Origin of the sequence: Vibrio sp. ER1A (assembly GCF_000733315.1) — a bacterium.
GTDB classification, from domain to species: domain Bacteria; phylum Pseudomonadota; class Gammaproteobacteria; order Enterobacterales; family Vibrionaceae; genus Vibrio; species Vibrio mediterranei.
Genome location: NZ_JPJA01000086.1, coordinates 1,325,781 through 1,343,851 on the forward strand (window position 1 = coordinate 1,325,781; position 18,071 = coordinate 1,343,851).

General features: G+C 43.9%; 22 protein-coding genes and 2 pseudogenes. 9 read left to right on the forward strand and 15 right to left on the reverse strand.

All coding sequences use genetic code 11. The annotated features are described in order from the left end of the window. The 6 genes and pseudogenes from HW45_RS12880 to HW45_RS12895 form a co-directional block, all read left to right on the forward strand. Positions 1-546 (forward strand): 2-dehydro-3-deoxygalactonokinase (locus tag HW45_RS12880; RefSeq protein WP_038227288.1); only part of this gene is annotated, 546 nt, incomplete at its 5' end. After that, positions 530-781 (forward strand): annotated as a pseudogene (locus tag HW45_RS30345) (2-dehydro-3-deoxy-6-phosphogalactonate aldolase); the annotation flags it as partial. The gene HW45_RS12880 and the pseudogene HW45_RS30345, both read left to right, overlap by 17 nt. A gap of 80 nt (positions 782-861) precedes the next feature. Next, positions 862-999: pseudogene (locus tag HW45_RS30350) on the forward strand (2-dehydro-3-deoxy-6-phosphogalactonate aldolase); the annotation flags it as partial. Between the two features lie 30 nt (positions 1,000-1,029). Beyond that, entirely contained in the window at positions 1,030-1,173 is a 144-nt protein-coding gene (locus HW45_RS30355; protein ID WP_235225494.1) for a hypothetical protein, read from the forward strand. A 2-nt stretch (positions 1,174-1,175) separates the two neighbouring features. Continuing rightward, positions 1,176-1,910, forward strand: coding sequence for an SDR family NAD(P)-dependent oxidoreductase (locus HW45_RS12890; protein WP_051868045.1), 735 nt, complete (start codon positions 1,176-1,178; stop codon positions 1,908-1,910). A gap of 348 nt (positions 1,911-2,258) precedes the next feature. Beyond that, complete coding sequence (locus HW45_RS12895) at positions 2,259-2,624, forward strand: winged helix-turn-helix transcriptional regulator (protein ID WP_038227291.1); 366 nt, start codon at positions 2,259-2,261, stop codon at positions 2,622-2,624. A gap of 82 nt (positions 2,625-2,706) precedes the next feature. On the opposite strand, the gene HW45_RS12900 is transcribed toward HW45_RS12895, so the two are convergent. The 4 genes from HW45_RS12900 to HW45_RS12915 form a co-directional block, all read right to left on the reverse strand. Further along, complete coding sequence (locus tag HW45_RS12900; protein ID WP_038227293.1) at positions 2,707-3,246, reverse strand: redoxin domain-containing protein; 540 nt, start codon at positions 3,244-3,246, stop codon at positions 2,707-2,709. 84 nt (positions 3,247-3,330) lie between these two features. Then, positions 3,331-3,987 (reverse strand): DsbA family oxidoreductase, encoded by a 657-nt coding sequence (locus HW45_RS12905; RefSeq protein WP_038227296.1) that lies wholly within the window; start codon positions 3,985-3,987, stop codon positions 3,331-3,333. A gap of 76 nt (positions 3,988-4,063) precedes the next feature. Continuing rightward, entirely contained in the window at positions 4,064-4,630 is a 567-nt protein-coding gene (locus tag HW45_RS12910) for a carboxymuconolactone decarboxylase family protein (RefSeq protein WP_038227298.1), read from the reverse strand. 10 nt (positions 4,631-4,640) lie between these two features. Beyond that, positions 4,641-5,225, reverse strand: a complete 585-nt coding sequence (locus HW45_RS12915; RefSeq protein WP_038227299.1) for an NAD(P)H-dependent oxidoreductase — start codon at positions 5,223-5,225, stop codon at positions 4,641-4,643. 813 nt (positions 5,226-6,038) lie between these two features. On the opposite strand from HW45_RS12915, the gene HW45_RS12920 reads away from it, so the two are divergent. Together HW45_RS12920 and HW45_RS12925 are read left to right on the forward strand one after the other, a co-directional pair. After that, on the forward strand, positions 6,039-6,878 hold the full coding sequence (locus HW45_RS12920; RefSeq protein ID WP_038227300.1) for a helix-turn-helix domain-containing protein: 840 nt from the start codon (positions 6,039-6,041) through the stop codon (positions 6,876-6,878). Positions 6,879-6,947: 69 nt separating this feature from the next. Continuing rightward, positions 6,948-7,532, forward strand: a complete 585-nt coding sequence (locus HW45_RS12925; RefSeq protein WP_038227302.1) for a GNAT family N-acetyltransferase — start codon at positions 6,948-6,950, stop codon at positions 7,530-7,532. A 33-nt stretch (positions 7,533-7,565) separates the two neighbouring features. On the opposite strand, the gene HW45_RS30195 is transcribed toward HW45_RS12925, so the two are convergent. From HW45_RS30195 to HW45_RS12935, 3 genes are read right to left on the reverse strand one after another with little or no spacing between them, the layout of a single operon-like run. After that, positions 7,566-7,694: a hypothetical protein gene (locus HW45_RS30195; protein WP_268745554.1), complete on the reverse strand. Its 129-nt coding sequence runs from the start codon at positions 7,692-7,694 to the stop codon at positions 7,566-7,568. Beyond that, positions 7,691-8,560 (reverse strand): SDR family oxidoreductase, encoded by an 870-nt coding sequence (locus tag HW45_RS12930; RefSeq protein ID WP_038227303.1) that lies wholly within the window; start codon positions 8,558-8,560, stop codon positions 7,691-7,693. Before HW45_RS12930 ends, HW45_RS30195 begins: the two co-directional genes overlap by 4 nt. Then, positions 8,550-9,182, reverse strand: a complete 633-nt coding sequence (locus tag HW45_RS12935) for a hypothetical protein (RefSeq protein WP_051868047.1) — start codon at positions 9,180-9,182, stop codon at positions 8,550-8,552. Before HW45_RS12935 ends, HW45_RS12930 begins: the two co-directional genes overlap by 11 nt. 142 nt (positions 9,183-9,324) lie before the next feature. Between HW45_RS12935 and HW45_RS12940 the strand changes: the two genes are divergently transcribed. Continuing rightward, positions 9,325-9,870 carry a TetR/AcrR family transcriptional regulator gene (locus HW45_RS12940; RefSeq protein ID WP_038227304.1) on the forward strand — a complete coding sequence of 182 codons (546 nt, stop codon included), beginning with the start codon at positions 9,325-9,327 and terminating at the stop codon, positions 9,868-9,870. On the opposite strand, the gene HW45_RS12945 is transcribed toward HW45_RS12940, so the two are convergent. The 8 genes from HW45_RS12945 to HW45_RS12980 all read right to left on the reverse strand — a co-directional run bounded on the left by HW45_RS12945 (position 9,867) and on the right by HW45_RS12980 (position 18,054). Next, positions 9,867-10,217 (reverse strand): GlpM family protein, encoded by a 351-nt coding sequence (locus HW45_RS12945; RefSeq protein ID WP_038227305.1) that lies wholly within the window; start codon positions 10,215-10,217, stop codon positions 9,867-9,869. The two genes, HW45_RS12940 and HW45_RS12945, sit on opposite strands and share 4 nt — an antisense overlap. Positions 10,218-10,220: 3 nt before the next feature. Next, complete coding sequence (locus HW45_RS12950) at positions 10,221-10,577, reverse strand: hypothetical protein (protein ID WP_038227306.1); 357 nt, start codon at positions 10,575-10,577, stop codon at positions 10,221-10,223. 171 nt (positions 10,578-10,748) lie between these two features. Next, positions 10,749-11,768, reverse strand: coding sequence for a LacI family DNA-binding transcriptional regulator (locus tag HW45_RS12955; protein WP_038227308.1), 1,020 nt, complete (start codon positions 11,766-11,768; stop codon positions 10,749-10,751). A 7-nt stretch (positions 11,769-11,775) separates the two neighbouring features. Then, positions 11,776-13,626: a hypothetical protein gene (locus tag HW45_RS12960; protein WP_038227311.1), complete on the reverse strand. Its 1,851-nt coding sequence runs from the start codon at positions 13,624-13,626 to the stop codon at positions 11,776-11,778. A 39-nt stretch (positions 13,627-13,665) separates the two neighbouring features. Further along, the gene (locus HW45_RS12965; RefSeq protein WP_038227313.1) at positions 13,666-14,763 is read right to left on the reverse strand and encodes an ABC transporter ATP-binding protein; all 1,098 of its coding nucleotides are present in this window, start codon (positions 14,761-14,763) and stop codon (positions 13,666-13,668) included. 5 nt (positions 14,764-14,768) lie between these two features. Beyond that, positions 14,769-15,731, reverse strand: a complete 963-nt coding sequence (locus HW45_RS12970; RefSeq protein ID WP_038227314.1) for a carbohydrate ABC transporter permease — start codon at positions 15,729-15,731, stop codon at positions 14,769-14,771. Between the two features lie 6 nt (positions 15,732-15,737). After that, entirely contained in the window at positions 15,738-16,601 is an 864-nt protein-coding gene (locus tag HW45_RS12975) for a carbohydrate ABC transporter permease (RefSeq protein WP_006070822.1), read from the reverse strand. 103 nt (positions 16,602-16,704) lie between these two features. Further along, on the reverse strand, positions 16,705-18,054 hold the full coding sequence (locus HW45_RS12980; RefSeq protein WP_006070820.1) for an ABC transporter substrate-binding protein: 1,350 nt from the start codon (positions 18,052-18,054) through the stop codon (positions 16,705-16,707). Between the last annotated feature and the right edge of the window lie 17 nt (positions 18,055-18,071).

The window sequence follows — 18,071 nt, forward strand, 5'->3', positions numbered from 1 at the left end:
GAATTTGATGTTATGCGAGGGGAGGAAGTACAAGTATTCGGCCTTATCAATAAGCTGAGCAGTGGCTCTTTTACAGCGGTTTTACCAGGCACGCATAGCAAGCACGTTGTTGTTCAAAATGATGAACTTGTGTTGTTCGATTCCTTTATGACAGGGGAGTTGTTTTCGGCGATCAGAGAACACACCATTATTGGGAGAGATCTTCCGGAACAAAAACAATCGCATACTGCATTCGTGAAAGGCGTGCTGTCTGCAAAAAATGGCGGTGCGACGAGTCAAATTTTTAAGGCAAGAACTGGAAAAATATTCACCCAAATAGATGAGACAGAAGTGGATGACTTTCTGTCGGGAGTACTTATTGGAAGCGAATTGAAAGAGCTTGCCAGCGAATCAACCTACTTGGTAGGAAATGGAAAACTATGCAACCGCTATCAAATTGCGTGCGAAACCACTCATAAAATGAGTGAGTTCTTTAACGGCGATGAGTGCTTTATTGATGGCATGCTACTAATAAAACAGGAAATTGGAAATGACTCAGCGATTTAATCCAAAAACAGATGTTCCGCTTATTGCGATTTTACGAGGTATAGAACCTAAAGACGCGCTTCGTGTCGGTCACATCCTGATTGATAGTGGTTTTAAAGCCATTGAAGTGCCACTAAATTCACCCAATGCGCTAAAAAGCATTGAGCTAATGGTAAAAGAATTTGGTAACCAGTATTTGATTGGAGCAGGGACAGTAACGACGCCCGAACTTGCCAAGCAAGTCATTGCGACGGGAGCCGAGCTTATTGTTACACCAAACTACAACGGAGACGTTATCAAACAGGGTATTGANNGGGCTGTCAGGTGTACCCAGGTGTGGCTACTCCAACGGAGGCTTTTAATGCACTTGAGGCAGGTGCGAGTGGCATTAAGCTGTTTCCAGTCACATTGCTTGGTACCAGTGGAGTCAAAGCATTAAAGTCCGTTTTACCTAAAGAGACACTCTGTTTCGCTGTTGGCGGCATCAACCCTGAGGTTAACAGCATGAAACCATATCTGGATATTGGCATTGATGGTTTCGGGTTAGGAGCTTCCTTATATTCACCTGATCTTTCAGATGAAGAAATTAGACAAAACGCGCAGATGTTTATCAAGTCATATAACGAAGCAAACTTGAAAGAAGGGTAATTATGGCTACTTATTTAATCACAGGTGCAAGTACAGGAATCGGTGCAGAGACAGCGAAGGTGCTCGCTGAAAACAACGATTTAATTCTCACTTATTACCACTCTTCTGATGAGGCTTTCACTTTACAATCGGTTCTATTGCAAGACTATCAAGCTAAGAGCGTTAACTTCGTCAAAGCGAATTTAAGCACAGAAGAAGGGTGTATTGGACTCTTTGAGCAAGTGACTGGCATGACGGATAAACTCGATGCCTTGATCAATAATGCGGGTGGGATGGTGACAAGAGAAAGTATTGATAACTTTAGTTGGCAAACGATGGAGTCGATTTTTAACTTGAACACGTTCAGCCTATTTAAAGTAACCTCTCTGGCTCTTCCGCTATTAAAGAAATCAGACTCCCCTAGTATTGTGAATTTAACCTCGATAGCATCAAGACTCGGCGGCCCTAGTACAACGTTATACGCAGCGGCAAAAGGAGCGGTAGATACATTTACCAGAGGTGCAGCTAAAGAGCTTGCACCAGAGATCAGAGTTAATTCAGTCTCTCCTGGAATCATTGAGACTCCGTTTCATGAAAAGATGAGCACCAATCAGCAAGTTTTAGAATGGCGTGAGAACAATCCATTAAAACGAAATGGAACTGCTTCCGATGTTGCTTCTGCAATCAAGTTTTGTATTGAAAACACGTTTGTAAACGGTGAGTCTATTGATGTGAATGGCGGGCTTCACACTCGATAAATCTTACTGTTGCTTTTTGGTTAAATCATGAAAGCTAGAGAATAATCTCTAGCTTAATTGTCTACTTCTTTTCATGCCTCTAGTAGTTCATTAATTGCTAATTTAGCTGCGTCGCTAGCAAGCTATTGTCCAGAACCTTCACAGTTGGCACTTAGTAAAACAGAAGNNCTAGGTTACTAAAAGTATACTGATTGTGGTTCAATCTCTAGGTAACTAAAATACACCTTAAGATACTCTCAATTAGATGCCCACTTGTGCACCTATTCGATGTGCTTATTCTATAACTATGAGTGACGTTATTATCAATGCTAATAGATTACGTGGTTTCTCAAAATGATGCGGGGCTGTATGAAAGCAAAAGTTGAAGTTGACCAAAAAGGGCGTAAAAGCGTAGCGGACGCCTGTACCGAGCCTTGTGCGATCGAAAAAGGTATGAGGATTTTGGGATCCAAATGGAAGGGCTCCATCATCTACCATCTGAAAGATGGCCCAGTGAGGTTTAATGATCTTTCTAGAATGTTGGGCGGTGCTAGCAAGAAGATGGTCGATCAGCGTCTAAAAGAGCTAGAAAGTGAAAACATGGTAATACGCCGTGTGCTCAATGAAAAACCACTGGCAGTCAGCTACGAACTTACCGAGTTTGGGCGCAGTGCTTTAACAATTCTCGATGAGTTGAGAAAATGGTCTGAAAGCAACAATGTACAGCTAAAATAGCGAGAGCTACATTTATCTAACTCCCTCTTTAACGTAGCAAGGCAACCAATATGGTTGCCTTGTAGTATCTCGAACTGGCGGTTCAGTAGTCTAGTGTGCCACGGATTGGGTAGTGGTTCTCTGGGTTACGAATCCATGCCAAACCTCGGGTCAGTGCACCGAGCTCAGGTCTAACAAATGGGTTATTGGATATGTCTACCACGTGTAGGTTGCCGTGTTCGTTGACGACAAACAACCCTGGCTCTGCAAAGTTATGGTCGGTTTCAGCTTCGGAGCGTGGTAGTGATATATAAAGCCCCAGAGTCTTCATTTGTTGCTCCGTAAGACCATATGCGATCGGAAAACTGATATCGAGCTTTTCTAGGTGTTGCTCCAATTGTTGCTTTGAGTCACCAGAGACTGCCAGAATATCAACACCTGAGTCACTAAATGCTTGTTTATAGGTCTCAATTTCATTCAAATATTTGGTGCAAAGTGGACAGTGTTTACCACGATAGACAAACACCGCTTGCCATGTTGCATCACCTTGAGGTTGACCTAGCTTGACTTTGATTCCATCAAGCTTTGTTGCCTCTAATATAGGAAAAGCGTCACCCGCTTTTAGTTTTTGTGAGTATGTCATCTGGGCTCCTGAGGTTGAGGTCACAACTAGTTAGAAAAGATAGGATACTAAGAAACAAGTTACAACCAGTATACTTTTAGTAACCTAGCATTGATTCGCCTGAGCTATTAACTCAGCTAAGATCTGTTTGTAGCTTTCCACTGGATGCGTGCCAGAAAAACCATGTTCTCCATTGAAAATCACCGTTGGCACACTCGATACGCCCATTTTTTGCCATTGTTTCTCTGTACTAAGGACTGAGCTTCGTCGCTGCAAATCATCTAGCCAACGCATTCCTTCTTCGGGTTCAAGACCTACAGAAATTAGCTCTTGCTTAAGAATCTCACGGTCAGAGACGTCTTTCTGCTCACTGAAAAATGCGGTAAATAAACGTAATTTTAGCTCAGTCTGCTTGCCCAAACTCTTGGCGTAATCAAGCAAAAGGTGTGCGTCAAAGGTGTTCACCATTTTCATTTCATCAAAGTAGTTAAACTTGAAGCCATGCTCTGCCCCAATACTGGCGATACGAATGCGCGCGTTCTTACTTTCCTCTGCGCTACTGCCATATTTACGAGCAACGTGATCTCGAAGGTTTTCGCCTTCAGCAGGCATATCAGGGTTCAATTCAAAAGGCTGCCACTCAATCTCGATGCGATCTTCAATGCCAAGCTGTTTGATAGCCGCTTTTAAATGGTTGTATCCGATGATGCACCACGGACAGACAACATCACTAATAATGTCGAGCTTAATTGTATTATTCATATGAGTTTCCCACTCAAAGCACTGTACTCACACGGCAAACAGTGCTTTGATTTGCGTTTGATATCTTTGACTGAGTTTAACGTTCGCTAGGATGCATCCACGCAAACTTCTGGAATGGCGCATCGGGTTCAGTATGTGCCAATGCGTTGGTGAAGTTTGAGATAAGCTTTGCAGATAAACCAGTCAGCACTTCCAGGGCTTGGCGTTTGGTAAATCCAGCATCGAGGAATGCTTGCAGTTTTTCATCGCCGATATGGCCACGGTTATCAAGCAGTGCTTTGGTAAAATTATGCAGTGCTTGCAGCTTCGCATCAGGGATGGCGGTACCTTCACGCAATGCCTCAATCACTTCATCTGGCATTTTACCCGCCTTCATCATCCATGTATGGCCCGGAACACAGTAATGACAGTTATTTTCAAAGTTTGCGGTCATAAAGACCACTTGCTGCTCCAATGGACTGAACGTTGTGTTTTTCATAAACAGGTCGAAAGCGGTGTTATATGCTTCGTAGGTTGCCGGCGCTTCGGCGAGAACGGCGTGCAGGTTTGGCAGCATACCGAAGCCTTTTATTGACTGATCGACCAGTTCTTTAGACTCGGCAGGGGCCGTTTCTGCATTGTAGTAGGTAAATTCAGTACTCATGACTAACTCCTTAGAAGTGTGCGTCTAGGTGTGCTTCAAAGCGAGCAAAGTCGTTCTCAATGTCTGCGTTTTTCATCACGTCGTAGCAAGCAAACGTTGGCAGTGCAGTCATGCCAAAGAAGCGGAAGTTTGCGTGCATGTGGAACATCAAATCATCCACACTGCGACCTTGGAATAGGTATTCGCCATCATCATTAAATGACTCCTCTGGCGCATTGAATGTGAAAGAAAGCATGTATTTGGTATTGGTTCGAGTGCCGCCTGTTCCATAATTTTTCTTTGGTTCTTCTGGCGTTCTACCATCAAAGGCACAGAGTGCGCCTCCCATCCCCGCAGTGAATACTTCATCCATGTATTTCTTGAAAGACCATGGGATGGTCATCCAGTTGACAGGTGACTGAAGGATCACTCGGTCTGACCATTCAAAGTTCGCCAGTTGCTCATCAACGACGATGTCATCTTGCATTGTCACTACGCGAACTTCGTTACCTTTTGACACTAACTTGGTGCGTGCTTTTTCAACCAAAGCTGAGTTTAGTTTGCCTTCAGAAAATGGAGATGGTTCGTGTGCGTTAATGATTAGAACGTTACTCATGATATTAACCCTTAGATGATTTGACTGTTTTACATAGCGATGAATGATTTCGCTGTCTTGTGGTTTATTATGGTTACCTGCATTTCTACTTCAATTAGTTAACATTTGGTAACCACCATGAATAACTGTCGAATAGCCATTAACTCCATGTTTAATATGATTTTATTTTTTTGATTGGAGTGAACATTTAAGCGGTGAGGCCGATCTGGGTTACCCAAAGTCTACTAGTTGAAATTATTGGTAGGGTTACCATACTGGACAAAACATGCGACTTAGCGCAGTGATTTTGTAAAGGACGTAAATGTATGGATTTGGCCAAGAAACATCCATTGTGGCGTAAACCTAAGCACCATTTGGATACGGAGACCAGCGGTGATCATGTGTATTGAATTAGCTTTTTTACGATCTGGCTCATGTCGTATAGATTTTCGTTCTGGGAAATTACTTGAGTCATCATCTTAGCTTTTCCGGGTTCGCCGTTTTTGCGCTGCTATTTATCGTGATTTGGTTTGCATGGTTTGACATCAATCTTCTTAACTTGATTTATATCAGCACTGCTAAAACAGCAAGCGGAAAGAAATGATTAGTCTGCTATTTTGCGACTATACTTTTCATTCTTCATGAGTTGTAAATAGGCAATTTTCTGTAACTTATTTTTGTCCAAAAATAAGCTTGAGCCAGCCTACTGAAATATTAGTAACCTTTATCACTAATGAGAGTGCCACTCGCAGCACTACAACACATACCCATACCAGCTCCTCACAAATTAATTTACAATTAACCCAAAGCCCCTAAATCAACAACACGGTATCAATGATCACTTGGAAGCAGTCCCTTGAAGGGTACGAATGGTTAATTCATCAAGTTTGGTATCTAGAGGTTAAACCTAACGAGATAATTAGTTCGCCTCCACAATTGATCCCGAACCCGAGGGCTCACCTGTTATTTACGCCACCGGAGCAGCGTTACCATTATGACAATGGCGAACAGGTAATGAGTGGGCAAGGTAGTCATTTACTCTCGGCCTCCGAACACTTGTTGCTAATGGATGATATGGCTCCTTTAAAGCGCATTGGCATCACCTTTCAACCTGACGCACTTTATTTACTCAATCCACAATCCTCTGAAATACTAAATCAATGTGGCTGGTACGATTGGTTAGCCTTACGCTTTGACAAGTCATTTCAAGCGTCGTTACTCGACTGTATATCTCAACAAGAAGTCGTCAGTTGTATAGAAAAGCAGCTTGAATATTTAGGAATAAGCTATCAACAAGACAAAGCCCATTCATTAGTTTCTAAGGCTCTCTCCGTTATCGCTAACCAACTAAATAGTGATGAAGCCAGTGAGCTAAATGTTGAACAACTGGCGCAAGATTGCAATAGCACTCGGCGCACACTTGAGCGGCACTTTCGCCAAGTTATGGGGCTCAGTATTAAGAAATACCAATCAATGCTAAAGCTGGAACAGATGGTGCTCGCGCTGTACCGAGAATCAGAGTCTGTTAATTGGGCTGCATTTTCTCAACGATTTGGTTTTAGCGACCAATCACACCTCATAAAACAACTCAAACAGCAAATCAAACGAACACCGAATCGCTACCTGAATCAGCGCGACCTTACTATAGACATCTATGGCGACTTTGAGACGTAATTTGTCGCAAAAATACAATTCGTCTTTGGAAAAGTTCATTAACATGGCCCGCAAATAACGAGGTAAACAATGTCATATTCAAAATTAAAACACGGCGAGTCAGTACCGTTTAATGAAACGCTATCTATCCAATTGATCCAACAAAAGGATCTCGTCGATATCTTCAAGATGTTTGACGACGAGAAAGTAAATCAATATCTATTCTTTGCTCCAGCAGACGAAGCCTTATACCTAGGATTTTTTGCTCCCATTGTTGAAGATACTGAAAAAGCACTCGAAGAGCAGCGCTGGCCCGATAACCCAACATTTGTCATTCGAGACCATCAAGGACAATACATGGGGATGACTGCCATAACCCAAGTTATGTTCTTAGAGGGCAACCGCGAAGTAGGTTATCAACTTCCAAGGCTCGCATGGGGACAAGGTATTGCTACTCGTGCATGTCAACTTATGACTGAGTTAGCGTTCAATGAGCTTAATAGTCATAAAGTCTGTGCCGACTGTTACGGTTCAAATATTGGTTCATACAAAACGCTAGAAAAATGTGGCTATGTCAGAGAGGGCGAGCACGCTGATTACTACAAAACCACGCTAGGTTTTGACTCTAAGTTGTTTTATGGCATGACGAAACAACAATACTTAAAACGTGCCTAAATGTTCCTCTAGCACTTAGAGTGGTTAAAGCACTCAAATAAGCTGCTTGTCCTTTAACCACTTTAGCGCTTCTCGCTTTGCCAGCTCTTCAATTCGTTCTGTTGCTATAAAACGAACGACAGATTTTGCATCGGTTTTGGGATGCAGGATTCCTTGGGTCAATTTACTTCATCTTGGCAGCATTGAGCATAATGTTGCCCCAAAGTATGCTGACCATAACATGGTGCAATAGCGTCCTTTTGCAACATAGTCAAAAAGAACTCTACAGGCCCTCCCCACTTTTCAGGCAGTCGTTTTGCCAGAATCAAGACTAGTTTTCTTATCCAGTCAGGCAATCCGATGATATTGGCTTTCTTATTTTGCACATGAAACGCTAGCTCCGCTATTTCTCGATTAGACAGGACTTCCGGCCCACCGACAGCAAACTCCCTTTGATTGATATCCATCGCTTCAATGCAAAAGCGGGCTAGATCTTGTCCATGAATAGGGTTGAGCCGCACCGCCCCCTGTCCGAATACATACGCTTTTCCTTTTGACGCCATATGATAGATTGCTTCAAGATCTGAGAAAAAGCCGTTTGGACGAATAACTTTGGGCTCTGGTATCCGTGAGGAAAGTAAGCGTTGTGCAAAGTGCTCTTTGGCCCCAAGCAACCGTACCTCTGGGTATTTATCTGCGTTAAAGGCTGAGACATAAATGAACTGTTTAACACCAGAACGCTCGGCTTCCTGTAACACATTGAGATTCGCCTGATAGTCAACATCAGCATAAGAAAGCCCATCACGTTGGCGAGTAATGCCTAAGCAAGAGATAACGGTAGTTACACCATCACACACACCGTTTAGAGATTCTGGCTTAGTGACTTCTGCCGTTACAATATGGTTCTCTGCAATGCCATGTTTGAGTAGCTTAACCTTGTTGCGTGCGAGTGCTTTAAACGGAGTGTTTCGACGAGTAAGCTCATCAACAATATGCAAGCCCAAATACCCTGTTGCACCAACAACAAGAACTTCGGTTTTATCTTTCATTATTGACCTCCTCCTGAGATTGACTAGTGGGCTCATTATCTGGGCGATAAGGCTCTTCTCTGAGAATGTGGCTAATAAGAAGCTTCAAGTAAAACAAGGGTAAGAACCATTCTAGCCCCTTCGGCGTTTCAAATACATAGAGAGACAGTAGGATACTCAACGCATAAAAGCACAACGCTACTGGTCGCTGTAAATACAGTGGCGTCATTAGTATCCATACGCAGGCAAGCATCATGTATCCCCCAGCCATCAATACCCACACGGGATTCATATCCAAAAACATCCAGCTAAATAACGTTAACTGGACGAAGTGAATGGTAATGAACGTCATATGTTGCTTAAACCCTTCCCCTTCACGATGAAACCATCGTTTTGCACTAGAAGTGGCGTTAGTAATAATCCCGCCTAAGATATCTATCGTGAGTAAACCCGCGACCAACATTTGTTCCCACGACCAATTCAGCGGAACCAAGACGCTATAGAACACAACAGCGAAACCTGCCAAAAACGGTATATATAGCTGAAGCTTTTTTTCTGCGACGGTGGCTCCAGGGCCAATTAGCCTGTCTATTTTTCCCATAAATCCACTTCGAGCATCTGGGACTTGCCAATCAATTTTCATCATCAAACCCTTTTATAGACCAATTGGTCTTTTTAAATTACCTCTTTCACTAGCACAGGTAAAGTTCTTTTTTGTCCAGTCGGTCCAAAAAGAAATAGCTGTGCTATAATCCGCTCTATTGTTTGAGAAGTAAGTGAATGAAATGCCTAAAATTGTCGACCACGATCAAAGACGAAAAGATATTGCTCTTAATGCCACAAGTGTGTTTCTGGAACACGGCTACAAAAATGTTGGAATGAGGCAGTTATGTGAACTTTTAGGAATGAGTAAAAGCGCGGTTTATCACTACTACAAAAGCAAAGATGAACTCTTCAAGGCAGCCACTGAAGCAATGGTGAACGTTGACGCTGATGCTTTGACAGGCCAACCTGTCAGCCAAGGTGCGACAAACGAGCAGAAGATAGAGAATTTCATTGCCATCTTTGAACAAATGGCGCCTCGCTTTTTCAAGGAAATGCAGCTCGTCACAGATTATATCGAAGTGATCGGCGAGACCAAGGTCGCAGGAGATCCTAGCATGATGTTAGCGAATCAAAAGTACCTAGATCTATTGGGCCATTATGTCTCAGAGAACAACAAACAAGCGCTTTATACCCTAATTCTGGGATTGCTAAATCATCAAATCATGATAGGTAAACCACTTGATAAGGAATACATTAGCTACATGATAAAAGAGCACCTCTCTTAAGCCGCAACCACCATGGTTCTGTTCCACACTCCCAATAAAACGGTTGCGAAAAGAACCCATACCATAACAGCGGAAACTAAGGTCCCACTTAGGGTTAAGAAGTAGCTGAAATAGTACACAGCCAATAGATAGGCGGCATACGGGAGTAATGAATAGATCCCAAACAGTGCCGTCATACGAAGCGCCTCCATATTGCGCTCAGTACCCACGATGTAATGAGCGATAAGCGCAAAGCTAGGAAATAGTGGCACTAACCCAGCGATATAGAAACTTTTACTTTTTGAAAGAATCGCAATAAGCAAAACCGCTAGAGATCCAATCAAGCACTTAATAAACAAGGCGATCATTGGTTAAGCCAAATTGAAGAACAGCTCGTCGTCGGTCATGTATTTATGCTTACTGCCCAAGTTGCGAACATGCATAAACATAAATTCCGGGAAAGCTGGAGCTAGCAGGTCGTTTGGCTCCCACACTACTCCACCAACAAACACATATCGCCCTTGCTTCTCTTCATGATGGTGAGGGTTATTCAACTCGGTAGAGAGTTCGGCTCGTGCGCCATCTATCACGCACACCACTTGCCCACGAGCAACACCAATCACTCGATTCACCAAGTTGGCTTTCATTCCACACTTCCATGCCTGACGAGTAGCCCACTCAAAGCCGAGTTTACGAACACTTTTGTGCACGTTGACGATTAAGTTCATTGCTTGCGATCCATGATTGTCGGTTATAACAAGCATCAGGTTAGAGCGGATGGTAAAGACTAGCGAGGAATAGGTAGAGGTGAATTCTCAGCCGATGGTAAAACATGCAAACAATCGGAGCATTAAGGAGGCAGCCTACCATTGTTTAAGCTGTAGGCTGCTCAGTTTGGATTAGGTTAATGCCTTATTTGTGATTTTGTCAGATTGACGAGCTACAATTGCCGCTTCGAACCAGTTTTGAATCACAAAACCCTTGTTCTCCAAACGATTAAGCATCAGTTTGGCCATTTCTTCGCCCACACTATGCGTATCGTAATGCAAGGTCGTGATGGAAGGTTTGCTGTAACGACTATGCTCATAATCACCATAGCCCGCAATCGCAATATCGACACCTGGCTGATAACCAAGCTCCTCACAAGCCGCTATCGTACCTAACGCCATGGTGTCATCAGCACACAAGATCGCCGTTGGGCGATGAGCTAATGACAATACCTCTTTTGCCATCTTGATCGCGTCTTCTTCGTTCAGTTCACCGTTGAGCAATAAACGGTCATCTGCACATAGACCGGCCTCTTCCATAGCTTTAACATACCCTCGCTTACGAGCTTGAGAGAGCGTCAATTCAATAGGCGCGTCTAGGAAAGCAATACGCGTATGTCCATGCTCTAGCTGACGTTTTGTCATTTGATAAAAGGCATGTTCATTGTCAACGTCGACAAAGCAATCTTCCTCAAAGCCGATATCGTAACCATGACAGATATAAGGAAACTGCTTCTGTTTTAGCATGGCAATACGTTCATCATTGCTGCGTGTACGAACAATAAAAAGCCCATCGATCAGGCCACTTTCAATGAAATCTGAGTAGACCTTATTCTCATCTTGGCAATCAGCAATCGTTGTTACGATCAGTTGGTAATCATGACGAGCAAGAAATGCTGAAGCTCCCGCCAATACTTTTGAGAAGGCGGGTGAAACGAACATCCGCGAGTTAGCCGGTAGAATGATACCAACGTTTCTTGATTTACCAGATGCGAGACGCTTCGCTGTTGGGTTAGGTTTATAGCCTATCTCCTTTGCCGCAGCCAACACCTTTTGTCGAGTCTCTGGGTTTACATCGTTGTATCCATTTAACGCCCGCGAAACGGTAGATTTAGAGAGCCCTAAATGTTCTGCTAGTTTTTTTATCGACATAATATCCTTAGCACTCACTGACCAATAACTGACAACGACCGACGGAGGTAACCGCTTGTGGCGTCAATACTCCGTCCTTCAGTTGTGAATAGTACTCTTGCCAACCTTTTTGATTGGAGATGACCTCATTCTCTAAATCATTTTTACAATAATTCAAGCAGTTAACCAAGCGGTGTGCACCATCATCTAAGTAATCTTTGTTGCGATAGCAACCTTCTAACATAAACCTCAACAGTGCAAGTGCGATTGGCGTTTTCGAGACAAACGTACCGGTAAAGGGATACAGTTTTTCTTTTAACGCTTCAATTCCTAATGGATGCTGTTTAGCGTAGCCACTAAATAACAGCACTCGTTCGATATCACCGAGCACCTTTCCAGCCTCCGATACTTCCATGACTCGTCCCGCAAACGCTTCTTTATCGTGGCGCATAATCAGCCCGGGTTGATGACTGTACGCAAGGTAATGATCATCGATTGGGTTAGCTAAGGCAGACAATATAAATGCCTGATCTTCAGCTCGATGGATAAACGTTGGCGTATAAGGTTGGAACTCATACAGTGCGTCGATCAAGATTCCGTTGGTTCCGCCGGTGACATGCACACGCTGGATGTCATCTCTCTGGCTGATGACTTCTTCTTGAGTGGATATAGCCTGCCCCCAACGAGCACAGAACAGTTGCTCAAACATGGCATAATCACTGCCCGTCGGCAACGTCACATCAGGGGTAAACAGACCCAAGTGAGCATCGCATTCATTGACCAGTCCACCAGCAATCATGCCCAGTTTGACTTTGTGACCATTGTTATCAACTGCACTAGCGCCCCAATTAGAATCCAAAAAGTGTTCAAACGCAGATTTGCCCGTTTCGTTGATGAGCATGGTTTGGTCGAACACTTGGTCAAGGTCAATTTTGAATGTGGCTTTGAGCTCTGGATTCACTGCTTTTTGCCACAAAGGCGCAACAGCTTTAAGGAAGCTATAGTGTCTTCCATATGCCCCGTTTACTCCGAATACGCCTTTAAGGTCATCACTCGCCTCTGGAAATGCATGACGCAGCACCTCAAGACATTCACTTTCACCAAAAACTGCCACATTGAGGTGCTTGAGGTTTAGGTGGGTGTTGATCTCAAACTCGACATACTGTTTCGCAATACCTGCCAACGCAGGATGTGTCACCGAACATGACAGGACGATAGTTGCCTTAGCGTCTGGTGCAAGGTTGCCTCGGTCTACTTCTCCAGCCAACGCTTTATCAAGGTGCTTTAAACCGTAAAGGATCTCATTCTCTTCGGCAGAGATACCAACAGGAATCGGATGATCGTACCAATACTGTTGCTGCTGGTTTTGAGCCTGCTTTAAGGTTTGATGGAAGCACTCCCCCAAAGTTAAGTGGCTAACATCATCCCCTCGGAGTGGCACACCCAATAACACATTACTCGTGAACAAGACCTGTTCAGCGACATCTGTAATAACCTGTGACGACTTGGCCATATTATCCAGAGTTCGATTGCGGTGAATATCCTCTCTTACCTTTTCGGGTGTCGATTTAGCCGCTAAAGCTTCGGGGCTGAATAGTTGCCACAGAGGATGATCGCCTTCGGGTAACTCATCATAGTTATGTGAAAGCTCGGCTTCAGCGTCCGGTACAAACGCATCTAAAAACTCTAAGACAGGATGGTGTTTATTTATGGTAAGAAGTTCACAGGCAACCTGATATTCAACATGGTCAGGCTGCTGGCTAATAAACCACGCGTGACAAAGCTGGCTTGAAAGATCAGAGCCTTTTAATAGAGAAAACTGATTATTAACGTTGAGATATTCACAGATTTTCGGCAATAGAGACATATTGGCATCCATAAAAAATCCCCTTCACAAACCTATGAAGGGGATTAGCAATTAAAGGCGTTGCTCTGTTTTCACATCAAACAGAAGGACACGAGATAAGTCGACGAGCAAGTCCATTTTTTGGCCGCGTGTTACTTCTGAGCGAAGGTCCAGGCGTGCTTTCACGTTCTCTTCTCCCAACTTAAACAACACTTCTTTATCAAACCCCATAGGTTCAACTAGGTCGATGTTGATGTTATCGAAGTTAAAGGTTGTGTCACTCTCCCCAAAGAACTCCTTGTCATTGAAAAAGTCTGGACGAATGCCCACTTTTACAGCAAGTCCCTCCGCCGGTACTGCCTCATCAAAATGAACTCCGGTCAGCAGCTTTCTAGGCAGTTGATATCCTCCTAGTTCCAGATAGTCGTTGTACAGTGTACCGTCCATAATGTTCATTGACGGAGAGCCAATAAAGGTCGCAACGAAAATATTGACTGGATTGAGGAAAATCTCCATCGGAGAGCCGACTTGCTCAATAATACCATCGCGCAATACCACCACTTTATCCGCTAGCGTCATTGCCTCGACTTGGTCGTGGGTAACATAAACACTGGTGCGGCCAAATCGGTTATGGATTTGCGCAATCTCGGTGCGCATGTGGTTACGCAGTTTGGCGTCCAGATTTGACAAAGGTTCATCAAACAAGAAACAGTCAGCATCACGAACAATGGCGCGACCCATTGCGACACGTTGGCGCTGACCACCTGAAAGATCAGCCGGCTTTCTCTTGAGGTAATCTTCCAGCTTGAGCATTTTGGCAACATCTTCCAACCGGCGCTGGATCTCCGACTCTTCCATCTTTAAGCGGCGTAGAGCAAACACGATGTTCTCTTCAACGGTTTTGTGCGGATACAGTGCGTAGTTTTGGAACACCATTGCGATATTACGATGTTGTGGTTCGACATCGTTAACCACTCGGTCACCAATGGAGATCTCACCTGATGTCGCCTGCTCAAGACCTGCAATCATGCGTAACGTCGTCGATTTACCACAACCCGATGGGCCAACTAGCACCACAAATTCGCCATCTTCGATATCAAGACTGATGTTTTTTACAACCTTGGTGTCACCGTAGTTTTTAACAATATTTTTTAATGAAATAGAAGCCATAATTATTAACCTTTCACACCACCATCAGTTTTGCCACCATCCATATGACGCATAGCAAACAAGAAACACACTACGACTGGAGCCAGAGTTAACATGGACGCTGCCATGATTCGATCCCAAATCGCATTTTTCGATACAAATAGCTCTTGTAGCGCGAGTGGCAATGTGTAGAACTCTTTGAATTGTTTTAAGAATACAGACGCAAACAGGTATTCATTCCAGCCGATAATAAAGCAGTACATAAATACAGTTGCTAGCATAGGTACCGAAAGCGGCAATACCACTTTCCAAATTGCTTCTTTGCGCGAGTAACCATCCATCATCGCGGCCTCTTCTAACGCAAAAGGAATCGTGCGGAAGTAGTTACCCAGCATATACAGCGCGACTGGCAATGTTTGCACAATATAGATGGCGAAGAGACAGAACAGACTACCCCACATACTGGTCGCTAACCCGACGTTTACCGCCATTTGATACAGCGGTACCATCAACAGTACGCCGCCCACCATATAAACGAAGAGCACCGAGCGCTGAACAATTACCTGTCCGGTAAACCGCAGACGCGAAATAGAATAAGCACCCATAACTGCGAATATGAGTGACACCGTTGCTGCTCCCGCAGATATGGCGAAACTGTTCAGCATAAATCGACCAAAGGGAAACACATCAGTGTTGCTGGTGTATTTCGCCATAATGGCGTCTTTCTTATCTTGAGGCAGCTTAGGATTCTCAAGAATCTTTTGTATTGCTGCCGGTATCTCTACCTGTTTTTGCTCAGTTAAACCTAATAATTCCTTATAGGCATCGAGATTAACGACCTGCGGAATCAATGACGGGTTGCCCCAGTCAAACTGATGTTTTAGTGAAGTCGACAGAATTTGCGCAAATGGAAGTAAGCAGAAGCTCACCAGTAAGAAAATTGCTAACGCAAATCCAATACGTCCTTTAATTGTTGGTTTTCCTAACATAATGAATTACCACTTAAGAATTTTCTTAACATAGAACCAAATCAGCACACACAAGACGCTGAACTGAATCACGGAGGTTGCAGCAGCAAGCCCTTGATCAATGACCCCGGTGAAGGCTTGGTAGTACGTAAATACTGGAAGAGTTTGAACATTGGGCGCCAAAAGGAACACGTCTTCAAAGCGGTTCAGGTTCCAAATCAAACGTAGAATCACTACCGTTGCCAGGACGAAATAAATCTCTGGCAGCGTCACATGGAAGAAACGTCCAATTGGTCCATAACCGTCAATCGCCGCCGCTTCGTATTGGTCTTTAGGAATCGACGTCAACTTGGAAAGGATCAATAGATATGCAATTGGGAAATGCTTCCAAACATCAAAGATAATAACGACCCAAACAGCCGAACCCGGTTCACCAATGAGGTTGGTTCGTTGATTCCAGATATGCAGTACATCAACCATCAACCAATTGAAGACGCCGTTGACAGGGTCAAAAAGAAATTGCCAACCAAACACAACGGAAATAACCGGCGCAAAATATGGCATAAGGATAGCGGCACTCACTAGGCCACGACCTCGGAACGGATTACGCATCAATAATGCGACTGCAAGTCCTAACAGCGTAGTGCCAGCAACAGTACCAAATAGGTAGATACCGGTTGTTGCAATTGATGAGTAATAGTCTGGATTTGCAAGCAAGCGAGCGTAGTTGGCAATCCCGACAAAAGTTTTGTCACCGTTCAGCTTTACATCAAAGAAGCTTAGGTAAACATTAAAAACGATTGGATAGAGTATCAAAAGCCCAATAATGCCAATGGTCGGAGCGACAAGCTTCCACCCGAACCGAGCTTCTGCTCTCTCTAATGGTGTCATGGTAATTCCTTGTTAATCTGAGGCAGCGCACCATGCTGCCCCGTAAAGGTTCTTAGTGAAGGTGCGCCGCTGGTTAGCCAGCGACGTCTTTCGCTATGCAGAGTTAGTTTTTGATAAGCTGCTGCATCTCGTTTTCAGCCCAATCCAACGACTTTTGCGTGTCTTGTCCTTCAATCACAGAGCTATAAATCATGCGTGGAATGATTTGTTTTGAGAAGATTTCGCCAGATTCAGGGAACGCCTTACCGTCCACAATGGAGAAGTTTTTGATGTTCTCAAACCCAGCAATGATCTCTTTAATGGACTCTTTACCGTAGTTAGCAAAAATGCCTTTTGGATCATTAAGGAATTCATCAGTTTCAGCGATGTCTCGAAGCATAGGAAGGTGGCCACCTGGTGCCATGTGAGAGTATGCAACAACCTGATCTTTCTCGTTCATGTATTCAATGAACGCTTTAGTCGCTTCCACTTCATCCTTGTTGTCATTCTTCATGATAGAGAAACCAACCAAGGTGCCAAATGTAGAGGCTGAAGTATGAGTGATTGCTGGAGCTAAACGCGTGTTCTTCGCTAGATTAGGATCAAACGTCGCGCCTTTAAGATCTTTAAAGTTCTCGTTACTCAAGGAACTTGCCGCAGCTTCTGCAAGTGCAATGTCATCCATGATATACGTGGAGTAGAAGAACATCGCTAGCTTGCCTTGCAAATAGTAGTCACGTGCGCGCCATGTTTGTGGACCCGGAGGTGTGTACTTTGAAAGATCTTTATAAAAGTCTAACACTTCTTTTTGCGCTTCAGAGTTGAATATTAGGTTACCGTCTTTATCAAACTGGCCTGCATCGTTTGATAGGGCAAACTGCGTATAAACTTGCTCAGCATAGCTATCCGCTTTAGTGCCGATCAAAATGCCGTATTGGTTTTCCTGAGGCTTATTAAAGTACTTCGCCGCTTTTTGAATGTTTTCCCATGTTGTCGGTGGCTCTAAGCCCGCTTCTTCAAACCAGTCAGCACGATACCAAATACCTTGAACCCAGCCACGATATGGTAGAGCAACAAATTTATTGTTGTCTGGGTCTTCTACCAACTTCAATGAACCTTTATAAAAACGGTCTTTACCTACTGCTTCTATGGTTGCAGTCGTGGCGTCTAAATCAACAATGCCTTGCTCAGCAAACGCTAACGACAGGTTAGAGCCTACTTCAATCATATCTGGAAGCGTATTCGATGCGGCAGCGGCTGCAATCTGCTTCGGCATGTCATTCTCATCCACTGCTACAACTTTTACATCGATACCGGGATTCAATGCTTCGAACACATCAGCCATCACTTCTATCGTCTGAAGGCGGTCTGATTGAGTTTGTGTTGTCCAATATTCAACGGTAGTCGCTTGTGCAAGGCTGGATAAGCCTAAACCAGCTACGGCAAGTCCAAGGGTCAGAGTTTTTAGTTTCATCGTTATATCCTTTACGA

Excerpts from the sequence above, each read along its gene's own strand:
- HW45_RS12900 (WP_038227293.1), bottom strand. The coding sequence starts at position 3,246 with ATGACATACTCACAAAAACTAAAAGCGGGTGACGCTTTTCCTATATTA.
- HW45_RS12895 (WP_038227291.1), top strand. The coding sequence starts at position 2,259 with ATGAAAGCAAAAGTTGAAGTTGACCAAAAAGGGCGTAAAAGCGTAGCG.
- HW45_RS30355 (WP_235225494.1), top strand. The coding sequence starts at position 1,030 with ATGAAACCATATCTGGATATTGGCATTGATGGTTTCGGGTTAGGAGCT.
- HW45_RS12950 (WP_038227306.1), bottom strand. The coding sequence starts at position 10,577 with ATGAACTTAATCGTCAACGTGCACAAAAGTGTTCGTAAACTCGGCTTT.
- HW45_RS12915 (WP_038227299.1), bottom strand. The coding sequence starts at position 5,225 with ATGAGTAACGTTCTAATCATTAACGCACACGAACCATCTCCATTTTCT.
- HW45_RS12975 (WP_006070822.1), bottom strand. The coding sequence starts at position 16,601 with ATGACACCATTAGAGAGAGCAGAAGCTCGGTTCGGGTGGAAGCTTGTC.
- HW45_RS12945 (WP_038227305.1), bottom strand. The coding sequence starts at position 10,217 with ATGATCGCCTTGTTTATTAAGTGCTTGATTGGATCTCTAGCGGTTTTG.
- HW45_RS12930 (WP_038227303.1), bottom strand. The coding sequence starts at position 8,560 with ATGAAAGATAAAACCGAAGTTCTTGTTGTTGGTGCAACAGGGTATTTG.
- HW45_RS12965 (WP_038227313.1), bottom strand. The coding sequence starts at position 14,763 with ATGGCTTCTATTTCATTAAAAAATATTGTTAAAAACTACGGTGACACC.
- HW45_RS12955 (WP_038227308.1), bottom strand. The coding sequence starts at position 11,768 with ATGTCGATAAAAAAACTAGCAGAACATTTAGGGCTCTCTAAATCTACC.
- HW45_RS12925 (WP_038227302.1), top strand. The coding sequence starts at position 6,948 with ATGTCATATTCAAAATTAAAACACGGCGAGTCAGTACCGTTTAATGAA.
- HW45_RS12920 (WP_038227300.1), top strand. The coding sequence starts at position 6,039 with ATGATCACTTGGAAGCAGTCCCTTGAAGGGTACGAATGGTTAATTCAT.
- HW45_RS12970 (WP_038227314.1), bottom strand. The coding sequence starts at position 15,731 with ATGTTAGGAAAACCAACAATTAAAGGACGTATTGGATTTGCGTTAGCA.
- HW45_RS12960 (WP_038227311.1), bottom strand. The coding sequence starts at position 13,626 with ATGGATGCCAATATGTCTCTATTGCCGAAAATCTGTGAATATCTCAAC.
- HW45_RS12935 (WP_051868047.1), bottom strand. The coding sequence starts at position 9,182 with ATGAAAATTGATTGGCAAGTCCCAGATGCTCGAAGTGGATTTATGGGA.
- HW45_RS12940 (WP_038227304.1), top strand. The coding sequence starts at position 9,325 with ATGCCTAAAATTGTCGACCACGATCAAAGACGAAAAGATATTGCTCTT.
- HW45_RS12890 (WP_051868045.1), top strand. The coding sequence starts at position 1,176 with ATGGCTACTTATTTAATCACAGGTGCAAGTACAGGAATCGGTGCAGAG.
- HW45_RS12910 (WP_038227298.1), bottom strand. The coding sequence starts at position 4,630 with ATGAGTACTGAATTTACCTACTACAATGCAGAAACGGCCCCTGCCGAG.
- HW45_RS12980 (WP_006070820.1), bottom strand. The coding sequence starts at position 18,054 with ATGAAACTAAAAACTCTGACCCTTGGACTTGCCGTAGCTGGTTTAGGC.
- HW45_RS12905 (WP_038227296.1), bottom strand. The coding sequence starts at position 3,987 with ATGAATAATACAATTAAGCTCGACATTATTAGTGATGTTGTCTGTCCG.